This window comes from Limnobaculum xujianqingii, from assembly GCF_013394855.1.
Lineage (GTDB): Bacteria > Pseudomonadota > Gammaproteobacteria > Enterobacterales > Enterobacteriaceae > Limnobaculum > Limnobaculum xujianqingii.
The window spans coordinates 967572-980770 of sequence record NZ_JABMLK010000002.1 but is presented as its reverse complement, the minus strand read 5'-3'; the positions used below and the strand labels follow the sequence as shown (position 1 = coordinate 980770).

The following is a 13199-nucleotide window of genomic DNA, read 5'->3' as shown; positions in this document are numbered from 1 at the left end:
TTATCCTTATTCATTTTACGTTAAGCGCGTCTTCAACCAGTTTCTTTTGCTGTTCCTGGTGCACGGACATATAACCTACTGCCGGAGAAGCGGATGCAGGGCGTCCGGCATACTTCAGCGTTGCACCTTCAGGGATCACGTCACGAATATTATGCTGGCTACAGTACCAGGCTCCCTGATTTAAAGGCTCTTCCTGACACCAGATAAAATCTTTGACGTGGGCGTAATCCTGTAAAGCATTTTGCATGGCCTGATGAGGGAATGGATACAGCTGCTCGATACGGATAATCGCCACATCGCTTTTTCCACTCGCCCGGCGCTGCTCCAGCAAGTCGAAATAAACCTTACCGGAACACATTACCACGCGTTTTACCTGTTTCGGATTCAGATTATCTATTTCACCAATAGCCGGTTGGAACGAACCATTTGCCAGTTCATCCAGCGAAGAGATCGCTAATGGATGACGCAGCAGTGATTTCGGTGACATCACCACCAGTGGACGACGCATACCACGCAGTGCCTGACGGCGTAACATGTGATAAACCTGAGCCGGTGTAGACGGTATACAAACCTGAATATTCTGTTCGGCACAGAGTTGCAGGTAACGTTCCAGACGCGCAGAGGAGTGCTCAGGACCCTGACCTTCATAACCGTGCGGCAGTAACATTACCAGACCACACATACGGCCCCATTTCTGCTCTCCGGAGCTAATGAACTGGTCGATAACTACTTGAGCACCGTTGGCGAAATCACCAAACTGCGCTTCCCAAATGGTCAGCGTGCGAGGGTCTGCACTGGCATAACCATATTCGAACGCCAGAACACCAGCCTCACTCAGTACTGAGTCCCATACCTGAAATTCGCTCTGACCGTTATGGATGTTGGCCAAAGGAATATAGTAGGAACCATCTTTTTGGTTATGCACTACCGCATGGCGATGGAAGAAAGTGCCACGACCAGAGTCTTCACCTGAAATACGCACCGGTGTGCTCTCATCAACCAATGTTGCATAAGCCAGATTTTCTGCAGCGCCCCAGTCAAATGGCTTTTCACCTTCAGCCATCAGAGCACGATCTTCATAAATTTTGGCAACCCGGGGGTGAAGTTCAACACTTTCAGGAACCTGACTAATACGGCGAGCCAGATCCTGCAAACGTTTCACCTCAACGGTATTGGCATACTCTTCATCCCACTCGTGATTCAGGTAAGGTGCCCAGGTCATTGAATGGGTGCTCAGTGGACGCCATTCTTCAACCACACACTCACCGCGATCCAACGCATCACGATACAGGTTCACCATTTCGGTGACTTCTTCCGCGGTAACCACATTATTTTCAATCAGTCGATCGGCATACACCTTACGTGGCGTAGGCTGTTTTCTGATTTTGGTGTACATCATTGGCTGGGTTGCACTTGGCTCATCCGCTTCGTTATGACCATGACGGCGATAACACAGCAAATCGATCATCACATCACGTTTAAAGGTATTGCGGTAATCCAGTGCCAGACGCGTCACAAACGCCACCGCTTCAGGATCGTCAGCATTAACGTGGAAAATCGGTGCCTGAATCATTTTAGCGATGTCGGTACAGTATTCTGTTGAACGCACATCCTGAGGGAATGAGGTAGTAAAGCCGATTTGGTTGTTAATCACGATACGTACGGTTCCACCTACTTCATAGGCACGAACCTGAGACATATTCAGCGTTTCCTGAACGATGCCCTGCCCAATCACCGCCGCGTCACCGTGGATAGTAATAGGTAAAACCTGATTGCTGCTGCCAGTGGCATTCAGTCGATCGCGACGGGCGCGAACCGAGCCAATAACTACCGGACTTACGATTTCCAGATGCGATGGGTTAAATGCCAGCGTCAGGTGGACACGGTTGCCGTCAGTTTCGAAATCAGATGAGAAACCCTGATGGTACTTAACGTCACCAGCGCCAAGATGCTCTTTATGGATACCGGCAAACTCATCAAACAGATCGCCCGGGCGTTTACCCAGCAGGTTAATCAATACGTTAAGACGACCGCGGTGAGCCATGCCCAGAACCACTTCTTTGGCATCATTTCTGGCTGCGTGACGCACCATCTCTTTCAGCATTGGAATCAGCGCATCACCACCTTCCAGCGAGAAACGCTTGGCTCCAGGGTATTTAGCACCCAGATAGCGCTCCAGCCCTTCTGCTGCTGTCAGTTCCTGCAGGAAGCATTTCTTTTCTTCTTTACTATAAGTACCACGACCTACAACAGATTCCAGACGCTGTTGGATCCAGCGTTTCTCTTCTGTGTTGGTAATGTGCATGTACTCTGCACCAATAGAATCACAATAGGTTTGTTTCAGAGCCTGATAAAGGTCGCTGAGCTTCATGGTCTCTTTACCGATGGCAAAAGAGCCAACGTTAAAGGTTTCCTGCATATCTTCTTCAGTTAAATTATGGTAGGCAGGGTCAAGCTCGAGCACCGGCTCTTTATAGCGTAATTTAATAGGGTCAAGATTGGCATTCTGATGGCCGCGGAAGCGGAAGGCGTTAATAAGCTGTAGTACTTTAACTTGTTTAGCGTCGTTCTCCGGGTCGCTAACGTTAGAGGTGTAACGTTTGGCATCTTTCGCTAACCGACGGAAATAATCACGTGTGGTTGAATGGAATTGATCCGGGCTTAATACATCAGTAGGCAGTTTATCGAAAATTTTTCTCCAGCTCTCATCGATAGAATCAGGATCCGTCAGATAATCCTCGTAGAGCTGCTCTATGTAAGACTGGTTTGCACCAGCAAGGTAGGATGAGTCTAACCAAGTCTTTATTGCGCCGTTCTGCATTATGACCTCTTAAGCTTCATGCTTCAGTATGTGTTGCGACATGAACCCGCTACTCTCTTCTCTAACGCGTTGTTACTAAAAGCTAACAAGCTTATTTTAATGAACTGTTAAAAGAGAGTTGTTTGATCCACTTTTATCCAGCACTGGTAAAACGATTGTTGCTGCTTACAATTGGTACGTATTGCAACGAAATTTAGCACCTCATTACAATCACGTTCCCCTATTAAAACAGATTATCTCTCTGAACATAACCCTTTGTGATATCAATTGTTATGTTCAAAAAATCACTCTTTGCCAGATATCCAACTAACGAGGTACAACCCACTTTTTCTGACTAAAGGTTGCACACCCCGCCCAGGAAGTGTCCATGAGTATAGAAGCCTCATTTTACAAATACAATTCAAATAAAAACAGATTGATAACAATTTACTTAAATAGTGACAACGATCACAATCATAAAAAAACCATTAAAAACAATAAGTTTATGTGAAAGACATCATCTAATATGTTAAATAAATGCTAACGCAGCATTAAATTGTAAAAAAAAAGTAAAATTAATCTTCACGATGGTCTAAATTTATGCAACTGTATTAGCAAGTTGTTTATAGGAAAGGCAATCGGCAGTTTCACCGCTAACAAATTGCCAGAATCCCTTAACCTGAATTAATTATGGAGACAATCATGGCTGTAGAAAAAAAAGCAACGTTAGTCTTTGATGATGGCAGAAGTATTGAGCTACCCATATTATCAGGTACCCTGGGCGAAGACGTTTTAGACGTAAGAACATTGGGTTCAAAAGGACTGTTTACCTATGATCCGGGTTACCTATCCACCGCGTCCTGTGAATCTCAAATCACCTTTATTGATGGTAATGAAGGTGTTCTTTTACACCGTGGTTTTCCTATTGCCCAGCTGGCAAAGAACTCAACTTATTTAGAGGTTTGCTACATTCTGATGTATGGTGAAACCCCAACACCAGAACAGTTTGCTACTTTTAAAGAGATTGTTACGCGCCACACCATGATTCATGAGCAAATTACCCGTCTGTTCCAGGGTTTCCGCCGTGACTCGCACCCAATGGCGGTGCTTTGTGGGGTGACCGGTGCTCTGGCTGCCTTCTATCATGACTCTTTGGATGTGCATAATGAACGTCACCGTGAAATCACGGCGTTCCGTTTGTTATCCAAAATGCCAACTGTCGCGGCGATGTGTTACAAGTATTCTGTCGGTCAGCCATTTATTTATCCACGTAACGATCTTTCTTATGCCGGTAACTTCCTGCATATGATGTTTGCGACTCCGTGTGAAGAGTATGTAGTGAATCCGGTTATTGAACGCGCAATGGATCGTATTTTGATTCTGCATGCGGACCATGAGCAAAATGCATCAACCTCAACGGTGAGAACCGCTGGTTCATCCGGTGCCAACCCATTTGCCTGTATTGCTGCGGGTATTGCTTCTTTGTGGGGACCTGCTCACGGTGGTGCTAACGAAGCCTGTCTGAAAATGTTAGAAGAAATCGGCAGCGTTGACCGTATTCCTGAGTACATTGAAAAAGCAAAAAATAAGGACGATCCATTCCGTTTGATGGGCTTCGGACATCGTGTATATAAGAATCACGACCCACGCGCTACTGTAATGCGTGAGAGCTGCCATGAAGTCCTGAAAGAGCTGAATCTTAGTGATGAGCTGTTAGATATCGCTATGGAGCTGGAGCATATCGCTCTGAACGATCCGTACTTTATTGAGAAGAAACTTTATCCAAACGTAGATTTCTACTCCGGTATTATTCTGAAAGCGATTGGTATCCCAACCAGTATGTTTACGGTGATCTTTGCTATCGCCCGTACTATCGGTTGGATTGCCCACTGGAATGAAATGTACACCGACGGCATCCGTATTGCGCGTCCACGTCAGTTGTATAATGGTTACACTGAGAGAGAGTTCCACTCTCAGATTCCTAAGCGACAGGATAAATCGTAAAGATTGTTTTAAGTTCTTTTAGTTAGATTGGAAACCCCGGGGTAATGCTCTGGGGTTTTTGTTTGGGATTGGGATTGGGGAAATATATAGATTTAGTTCTGAGGATATTCCGGCCGTAATAGCAATCTGCTCTTATTTACATTGTGCTCGGCCGGGAAACCATCTGTACTTAGCTGTAAAGTGCGTCGGGCCTAGTCCCCCTAGGGGCACTTCGTTGGCTTACGCCAAGTCGACCCCAACGGCGGCCTCTCCCTCCGATGGGCTTTGGCTAAAAGACAAAGACAAAGACAAAAATATTCAGGGCAACACCCTGAATACTAAACAATCTTTTGACCTGTTCCTTTGGACCTTTAAGAGCACTGGAATTCAGCTGACGACTGAGAGAGGGTAGCACGACCAGCAAGGATGCTGGTCGAGGCGCAGCGACGCCGGGAGCGGCTCTGCGCCGGTGCGTAAGCCCGAACGAAAGAGGAAGGAAGTCGCGTAGCGACCTGGATTCGGGTGCGAAGGCGCGGAGGTGCAGGAGGCGTTCGCCTTAACGCCTCTTGCTCGGCCGCCGCACGATAATAAAGCCAAACTCGACACCATTAGCGGACGAAACTTTCTCAATACCCTATCCGGTTCTACCTACCACATCTATGGTTACACCTGGCTACATAAATAGCTCTTCGGGTATAACCCAATTACTCCTGACACCCACCACAATAATAAAACGGCCGCGACGACAGCGCCGTCTTTTGAATCACCGCTCCGCATCTCTCACACGTCTTCCCTTCTCTGGCAAACACATGAAACGCAAACAACGCACCATGATGATGGTCAGGATTCACCTCACCCCGTGTTTGATAAGAAAGCCGTGGAATAGAAATCAAAGCGTGCGCCAGCTTATCCAGTTGCAACTCGGTTAGCAATTCTGGTTTATGATGGGGGAGCAATTCCGCTGCCCATAGAATTTCTGCACGCAGATAGTTACCTAATCCGGCAAGAAAAGCCTGATCTAATAACATGCCACCCAGTTGTCTGCGACGGAATGCTTTGTCCAACAGTCGGGCACGAATGTTTGCTTCAGTTAGCGTCATATCCAGTACATCGGGACCAATGCGCTGTAAAAATGGATGCTGAAGAATAGTTTCAAGCGGCCCCAGCTCAATATCCGAGGCGCTGTAAAGCAAAATGGCTTTATCAGCCGTTTCCAGTGCTACCCGTAAGTCACGTTTAGTTTCAGGCCGTTTGCCCGGTTCCACGACTTTCCATATGCCATACAGCTGATTATGGCTATACATGCACAAACCTGAAGAAAAGTGAGTGAGTAATGCTTTGCCTCTGGTTTCGATTGAAGTTACCGTTTGCCCTGGCAACTGTACTTCAAATTCTTTCAGTTCAGGAAAAGCAAACCAGGCGGAGGTCAGTACTTTACCTTCCACTGCATCCACCAATTTGTCTGCTGCCCGACGAATTTCAGGTCCTTCCGGCATATCCACTCCTCAAAACAAAGATGCCCTGCATAAATAGTGCAGAGCATCGTTAGGTCATAACCGATATGCATTAAACCGGATTATCGATATCAATGAAGGTCACATCAAACTGGTGATGTTCTGCCAACCACTCTCCAAGCGCTTTAATGCCATAACGCTCTGTTGCATGATGACCGGCAGAATAGAAATGAATACCCATCTCTCTGGCAATATGGATAGTACGTTCAGAAACCTCTCCGGTAATAAAGGCATCAAACCCGTTTTCAGCTGCCTGTTTAATATAATCCTGAGCGCCGCCGGTACACCAGGCTACCCGACGAATTTCAGTCGGTGCATTATCGCCACAGTGAAGCGGTTCCCGACCTAAACGATGAGCAATTCGTTCAGCCAAAGCACTGCCGGTCAAGGGAGTATCCAGCGTAGATTGCCAGATTAAACAGTCAGGGCTCAGAGGATCTAACGAACTGGTGTGATGAAAACCTAATATGTCACCCAACAGTGCGTTATTCCCCAGTGTTGGATGCCCATCCAGCGGAAGATGATAACCAAACAGGTTAATATCGTGATTCAACAACGTCTTCAAACGTTTATGCATCATACCGGTAATCACGGGTTCATCGTTTTTCCAGAAATAACCATGATGAACTAATACCGTATCAGCTTTAAGCTCAACAGCAGCATCCAATAATGCCTGACAGGCAGTCACTCCAGTCACAATGCGTTTAACCTGAGCGCGCCCTTCTACTTGCAATCCATTCGGGGCATAATCGCGGAACTGTCTGACTTTCAACTCATCGTTCAGCAACCGTTCTAATTCTCTGTTCAGCATGATGACCTCTTTAAAGCAAAAATAAATTTACCGGCAACAGTAGCCCTGCATGATTTTCCAAAGTATATCTGTTTTTTAACCATTTTAATCCGCAGACACAGTCTGGCAGTTCAAATTTTTCACCTTAAGATAGTTAATCGACAGGAGGGACGGGTGTTGGGGTCGACTTGGCGTAAGCCAACGAAGCGCCCCTAACCCGGCCAGGCCTGGCGCGTTCCATAGCTAAGTACTGGCGATTTACCGACCGTTATCGGGGCAGATATAAGCACTTTGTTTTTACGGTCGGAATATTCGGAGGTGCTGATTTATTAGGTTTGTCAGCAGTCTCAAATTATTCAGGCCCTTAGGGGCCTGAATAATTTGTATTGAAAAATCACTCCTCCGGTAAGATAAACATACCGTGAGGATGAATATGCAGATAGTAATGGTCCACGGCAGAGGGTTCAAGTTGAGTTGCGTTTACCTGTAACAATAATGTTTGCCCGTGCCAGTTAACCGTAACCTCATATTGAGGTCCCATGTAGGCAACGCTCACTACCTGGCACTTTTGGCTGTCTTGTCCTTCACGTACCAGCGCAATAGCTTCCGGCCTGACACCTACGGTGTAATTTCCCGTGGCCTGCCCAAACTCTTTTGGTTTTGGTACTACATAACCAAACACATCGACACCATCGGCCATCAGGATTGCCGGGAAGATATTAGCGTCGCCCATAAAGTTAGCCATAAAGCGTGAAGCCGGTTGGCGATAAAGCTGTTTTGGCTCACCAAGCTGCATGATCTTACCTTTATTCATGACCAGCACAGTATCCGACACAGCAAAGGCCTCGCTCTGGTCGTGAGTTACATACAAAGAAGTAATATTGAACTGTTGCTGAAGTTCCCGAATCTTATCCCGCATACTGCGACGCAGGTTAGCATCGAGGTTACTTAACGGTTCATCAAATAGCAGCACTTTCGGTTTCAGGATCAGCGCTCTGGCTAAGGCGACTCGCTGCTGCTGACCACCCGATATCTGGTCAACAAAGCGATCTTCAAATCCTTCCAAATCCACCAGGGTCAGCGCTTCTTTAACCCGCTGACGAATTTCATCCGCGGGTAAACGCAGCATTTTCAGGCCATAGCCAATATTGTCCCCCAGGGATAAGTGAGGAAACAGCGCATAGGACTGGAACACCATACAAATATCCCGCTGTTGAATGGCTCTGTCGGTCACATCTTCACCATCGATAAAGATCTGCCCTGAAGTTGGCTTTTCCAGCCCGGCCACCAGACGAAGAATGGTGGTTTTACCACAGCCGGAAGGCCCGAGCAGCGTCACCAGATTTCCCTGAGGAATTGACAGGTTCAGTTCATCAATCACGGTGTTCTTACCGAAGCTTTTATTGATGTTCTTCAGTTCTACAAAGTTTGTTTTAGACGGTTGATTGGTCATATTCAATGTATCCATTCCGTGATTAATCGGCGTTCTTGGCTTTCGAACGTGCAATGCGAGCTTCACCAACCAGATAGTCAAATATCAGAATGATAGCCAACATAACCACAATCAAAATAGAACCATAGGCAATTGCGATCCCATACTCTCCATCCTCTACACGGTTAAGAATGTAGGAGGTTGCTACCCGGGTATCCGGCGTAACCAGGAAAATAATGGCGCTAACGGTCGTCATGGCGCGCACAAAGCTGTATATCAGTGCTGACAGAATTGCCGGGCGCAACAGTGGCAACAGAATATAGATAATGGTCCGCAGCGATCCTGCCCTCAGGCTAAGAGATGCTTCATCCAGTGATTTATCTAACTGTCCCAACCCGGCAATACCCGCGCGGATACCAACCGGAACGTTACGCATCACCATTGAGATAACCACAATCACTGCCGTTCCAGTCAGATAAACTGGCGCACTGTTAAAGGCCAGAATATAAGAAACACCCGCAACGGTTCCCGGTACGGCAAAACACAACATGGTAATAAACTCGATGGTCTTCTTACCGTGGAACTGCTGGCGTACCACAATATAGGCGATCAGCAAACCAAAGAAGGCGGTAATCGGCGCGGCAATACCGGCAAAAATCAGGGTATCAATTAATGAAGGCCATGCTCCATCACTAAAGCCTTGCCCAAACAGCTTAACGAAGTTTTCCAGCGTCAGCGTATAGTCCACACCCCAGTTAACGGTGAAACTGCCGTAGAAGATGCTGCCGTACAGCAGAACGTTAAAGGCAATCCACAGGTATAACGTCAGAGAGATCCCCCACTGCAGCGTTGGCGGCAGCGGCTGTACATCACCGCGTGAGAACTTACCGGAAATGGTGACGTAAGAACGCTTACCAATCCACATGTATTGGATGCAGAAAACAAACAGGGAGAACAGTAGTAAGATAGCACCAAGAGTACTGGCCGCCGGATAATCCAGCTGAGCCCCGGTAATATAGAAGTAGATCTGGGTAGCCAGTACGTCGAAGTTACCCCCCAGAACTAATGGGTTACTAAAGTCTGCCAGTGACTGCACAATAACGATCAGAAACGAGTTTGCCAGTGCGGGTTTCAGCAATGGTAAAAAGACCCGATAGAAGGTTTGATAACGATTAGCACGCAGGGTGTAAGACGCTTCTTCTAACGATGGATGAATGGTCTTTATGGCACCATCCAGAATCATAAATGACATCGGGGTAAACGCCAGCACCTGAGCAATCCAGATCCCTGTAAAACCATACAACCAGTTAGTATTTTCCAACCCCATATAAGTCACCATCCAGTTGGTAACATAGCCGGAGCGGCCCATCATCAGGGTAACCCCCAGCCCGACCACAAATGGAGGGGTAACAATAGGCAAAATAGAGAAGATACGACTGACAAAAGCAGAGCGTTTAGCAATACGCGTAGTATAAATTGCGCATACCAAACCAAAGAAGGTACAACCCGCACCAACGGCGGCAGCCAGCCCGATAGAGTTGATAATCACTTCTACCGTATGGGACTGAGTCAGTAATTGAATGAAGTTTAACGGCGCAAAAGCACCACTATCATCTTTGAACATCGGAACAAAAATGGCGATGCTCGGAAACAGAATAAATACGGTAATCAGGGCTACGATAGCTACCAGTGAGCCCATCACAAAGCGATCCCCGCCCATCCATTCCATACGTACACAGGCTAAAGTGATGATGGCACCCAGTGCAAAAAACAGTGGCACGGTAGCCCAGCCTAAACCTTGCTGTGTCCACCAGGAAGTCGCAATTGTTAGCAGAACGCAGAACAGTGCATAACCCGCATCAAACAGATGACGACCGCGATGTTCCTGAGACAATGGTGAAATTGGACGAATAAACAATAGCAATGGTGGTAAAAACCACAGCCAGCCAACTCCGCCACTGTGCCAGGCATAGCTGACCAACAGTTCGTCGGATGTTGACTCAAACAGGCCATAATCCAGAGTGTAAGCCGGAAATAGTGCAAAAGAAGCGACTATTAACAGCAACCAATAGAATACGGGATCCCATACACGACGAGCGTGCAGAGTTAGCGATTGTGACATAACGCGACCTCAGTAGCGGTGAAAAGGCTGTAGCCACTGCTACAGCCATTGAGACGTGATGAGGTTTATTGCCCCATTTTCACTTCATTCAGCCACTTCGAGATCAGCGTTTTACGCATATCTGAAGCACCATACTTATCCATGTCGTACTTGATGAGGTTCAGTTCGCTCAATTTCAGTGAGTTTGGAGCAGGGTCCGCCGTCAGGTTGGTCAGGATCTGGTAAGACTGTCCTTTTTTCCATGACAGTTCCTGAGCTTCTTTTGACAGAGACCAGTCAACGAACAGTTTGGCATTTTCCAGATTACGGGCATTTTTAAGAATACTGACACCACCAATTTCATAGCCGGTACCTTCGCAAGGGGCTACCAGCTTAATTGGTGCACCCTTCTCGATTTCCAGCGCATAGTCATGGAGGAAACCAATACCAATGGTGGCTTCGCCGCGCGCAGCATTACGAGCCGGAGCAATACCAGACTTGGTGTACTGTGAAATGTTGGTATTTAGCTGTTTCAGGTAGTCAAAAGCTTTATCCTCACCCCATAACTGAGTGAATGTTGCCAGTGCGGTATAAGCGGTACCTGAGCTTTGCGGATCGGCAATTTGAATCTCGCCTTTATAAGCAGGATTGGTCAGATCGCTCCAACATTTCGGCTCCGGCAGGTTTTTCTCTTTCAGGCGATCGGTATTTACGCCATAGCCGAGAATACCAATGTAAATTGCTGAGGAGTAGTTGCCTTTACGGGTAGCCGGGTCCTGAAATTGCGGCATCAGCTGTGCCAGATTGGGTGACTTATACGGCTGTAACAGATCCATTTCACCCGCTTGTGAATGAGGATCCAGCGTACCACCATACCAAACGTCTGCCTGTGGGTTTTTCTTTTCTGCTTCGATTTTTGCCAGCGTACTGCCGGAACCATTACGAATAAAAGAGGTTTTGACATCGTATTTTTCGCCAAACGCCTTGGCCTCTTCTTCACACATAGAGTTCATGGCGCTGCAATAAATCACCAGACGACCTTTAGCCATAGCGCCAGTAGCCAGAGTCGCTACGGCCAGACCAGTTGCAATAAGAACAGACAGGGTACTTTTTTTCATTATGTAGATCCTTGTGTTGTTTTCAGATGACGAAATAGCCATACAACTTGTCATTTTGGTTTACTAAGGTGTTTCGGTAGTGCGAGATGCCGAAACATTAAAATCATTCTTCGCCACACCCAGCATCAGCAAAGGCATCAGTAACATACCTATTAACGCCGTGGCTAACGTCAACAGGGTGAAAAATCCTGACCAGCTATAAAAATGTAATACCTGAGCCAGCGGCCACCCGGCCAGTGCTGCCCCCACATAGGCAAAAATGCCTAAAAAGCCGGTTACGGTTCCGGCAGCATCTTTATGGGTGTATTCCGTCGCCGCCAGACCAATTAACATTTGTGGACCAAAAACAAAAAATCCTACGCCGAAAAAGCCAATTGCCAGCAGCCCATAATGGTGAATCGGTGACAACCACAGGCAAGTCATGGTGGTAAACAGGCCAATGCTGAACAGTAAGATCATTGGCGCTCTCTGACCCCGAAACAGTAAGTCCGAACCCCATCCGGCAAACAGTGCTCCGGCAAGACCTCCCAGTTCAAACAGAGAGAGCGTCATATTGGCATTCAGTAATCCAATACCATGGCTCTCTGCCAGCCAAATATTGCCCCAGTCGTTTAATGCAATCCGTACCAGATAAACCAATATGTATGAAACGCCCAGTAACCAGATAGTCGGGTTAAACAATATAGCCCGCCGAAAAATCACTAAAATCGGTGCCGGTGGGCTGGACTGCTCCTGTCGGATTTCCAGCGGGTCATGAAACCATTGCCCTACGGAAGGTAACCCTTGCTGTTGGGGGCTTTCATATAGTTGCTGACAGAGCCAAAGGCCCAGCACAATACCAATACATCCCGGCACTAACAGAGCGGCCTGCCAGCCATAATCCATCGCTAACCAACCGCAAAGCAGCGGTACTGCTGCACCACCTAAATTGATGGACATATTCCAGCACCCCCACCAGAATCCCCGTTCTTTACGGGAGTACCAACGGGTCAACAATTTCGCACAGGGCGGCCATCCCCAGGCCTGAAAAAAACCATTAAGCGTCCAAATCAGTAACAGTGCCGGTAATGAATAACTGAAGGCAAACAGGATATTTAATATCCCGGTTATGACTAATCCTGCCCCCATAAACCAGCGCATATTGCGGCTATCATTCAACATGCCACAAACAAATTTGGAGATACCGTAGGCCAGATAAAACAGAGTTCCCATCAGACCAATATCGTCCTTGGTCAAACCCAGCTCCAGTTGCATCACCGGCATAGCAAAGTTGGCACTTTTGCGCGTCATATAAAACGCAGCATAACCAATAATCATCGACATCATCAGCCGGGGTCGCCAGTAGCGGTAACGCTGTTCTATCTGTGCATCAGTCAGTGACATAGTGAGCCTCGATGCCCCTTGATTAGTTTGAAGTGTAGGTAAACGCAGTAGAAAATGAATGAGACAAGGGTTTAAACA

At 47.2% G+C, this 13199-nt stretch carries 9 protein-coding genes; 2 read left to right on the top strand and 7 right to left on the bottom strand.

From position 1 onward, the window contains the following. Window positions 1-10 precede the first annotated feature (10 nt). Entirely contained in the window at window positions 11-2821 is a 2811-nt protein-coding gene (gene sucA, locus GOL65_RS18485; protein WP_140918040.1) for a 2-oxoglutarate dehydrogenase E1 component, read from the bottom strand. Window positions 2822-3502: 681 nt separating this feature from the next. On the opposite strand from sucA, the gene GOL65_RS18480 reads away from it, so the two are divergent. Then, entirely contained in the window at window positions 3503-4804 is a 1302-nt protein-coding gene (locus GOL65_RS18480) for a citrate synthase (RefSeq protein ID WP_140918041.1), read from the top strand. Window positions 4805-5018: 214 nt separating this feature from the next. After that, complete coding sequence (locus GOL65_RS22085; protein WP_181377698.1) at window positions 5019-5195, top strand: hypothetical protein; 177 nt, start codon at window positions 5019-5021, stop codon at window positions 5193-5195. Window positions 5196-5487: 292 nt separating this feature from the next. Here the strand turns inward: GOL65_RS22085 and nei are convergent, their stop codons facing one another. The 6 genes from nei to uhpC form a co-directional block, all read right to left on the bottom strand. After that, complete coding sequence (gene nei / locus GOL65_RS18475; RefSeq protein WP_140918042.1) at window positions 5488-6279, bottom strand: endonuclease VIII; 792 nt, start codon at window positions 6277-6279, stop codon at window positions 5488-5490. 70 nt (window positions 6280-6349) lie between these two features. Beyond that, window positions 6350-7108 (bottom strand): Nif3-like dinuclear metal center hexameric protein, encoded by a 759-nt coding sequence (locus GOL65_RS18470; RefSeq protein WP_179038491.1) that lies wholly within the window; start codon window positions 7106-7108, stop codon window positions 6350-6352. Between the two features lie 373 nt (window positions 7109-7481). Next, the gene (gene fbpC, locus GOL65_RS18465; RefSeq protein WP_407657513.1) at window positions 7482-8540 is read right to left on the bottom strand and encodes a ferric ABC transporter ATP-binding protein; all 1059 of its coding nucleotides are present in this window, start codon (window positions 8538-8540) and stop codon (window positions 7482-7484) included. Window positions 8541-8562: 22 nt separating this feature from the next. After that, entirely contained in the window at window positions 8563-10641 is a 2079-nt protein-coding gene (locus GOL65_RS18460) for an ABC transporter permease (RefSeq protein WP_140918044.1), read from the bottom strand. 65 nt (window positions 10642-10706) lie between these two features. Then, window positions 10707-11738, bottom strand: coding sequence for an ABC transporter substrate-binding protein (locus GOL65_RS18455; protein WP_130591781.1), 1032 nt, complete (start codon window positions 11736-11738; stop codon window positions 10707-10709). Between the two features lie 63 nt (window positions 11739-11801). After that, a complete protein-coding gene (gene uhpC / locus GOL65_RS18450; protein ID WP_140918045.1) occupies window positions 11802-13121 on the bottom strand; it encodes an MFS transporter family glucose-6-phosphate receptor UhpC in 1320 nt (439 codons plus the stop codon). Window positions 13122-13199 lie beyond the last annotated feature (78 nt).

Excerpts from the sequence above, each read along its gene's own strand:
- sucA (WP_140918040.1), bottom strand. The coding sequence starts at position 2,821 with ATGCAGAACGGCGCAATAAAGACTTGGTTAGACTCATCCTACCTTGCT.
- GOL65_RS18480 (WP_140918041.1), top strand. The coding sequence starts at position 3,503 with ATGGCTGTAGAAAAAAAAGCAACGTTAGTCTTTGATGATGGCAGAAGT.
- nei (WP_140918042.1), bottom strand. The coding sequence starts at position 6,279 with ATGCCGGAAGGACCTGAAATTCGTCGGGCAGCAGACAAATTGGTGGAT.
- GOL65_RS18470 (WP_179038491.1), bottom strand. The coding sequence starts at position 7,108 with ATGCTGAACAGAGAATTAGAACGGTTGCTGAACGATGAGTTGAAAGTC.
- fbpC (WP_407657513.1), bottom strand. The coding sequence starts at position 8,540 with ATGACCAATCAACCGTCTAAAACAAACTTTGTAGAACTGAAGAACATC.
- GOL65_RS18460 (WP_140918044.1), bottom strand. The coding sequence starts at position 10,641 with ATGTCACAATCGCTAACTCTGCACGCTCGTCGTGTATGGGATCCCGTA.
- GOL65_RS18455 (WP_130591781.1), bottom strand. The coding sequence starts at position 11,738 with ATGAAAAAAAGTACCCTGTCTGTTCTTATTGCAACTGGTCTGGCCGTA.
- uhpC (WP_140918045.1), bottom strand. The coding sequence starts at position 13,121 with ATGTCACTGACTGATGCACAGATAGAACAGCGTTACCGCTACTGGCGA.